This is a genomic window from Pseudomonas sp. SIMBA_067 (assembly GCF_046534675.1).
Taxonomy (GTDB): Bacteria; Pseudomonadota; Gammaproteobacteria; order Pseudomonadales; family Pseudomonadaceae; genus Aquipseudomonas; species Aquipseudomonas putida.
On the sequence record NZ_JAWRYH010001541.1, the window covers coordinates 1 to 228 of the forward strand.

At 64.5% G+C, this 228-nt stretch carries 1 pseudogene; it reads left to right on the top strand.

Annotated elements, in window-relative coordinates:
- Positions 1-46 precede the first annotated feature (46 nt).
- Positions 47-228 (top strand): annotated as a pseudogene (locus SB765_RS34620) (GlxA family transcriptional regulator); the annotation flags it as partial.

Below are 228 nucleotides of genomic sequence, written 5' to 3' on the forward strand. Positions count from 1 at the left end.
CACTGCCCCTGACCAACTATGCCTCAGCTTGCACAGGAAGATCGCAATGGTCCACCCCGCTACAGCACCCGTATCACCCTGCACCGTCAAGACCTTCGGCTTTCTGATCCTGCCCAACTTCACCACCATCGGCCTGGCGTCGGCGGTGGAGACCCTGCGCATGGCCAACCTGGCCGCCCGCCGCCCGATGTTTCGCACTGTGCTGATCGCCGCCAGCCACGAGCCGGT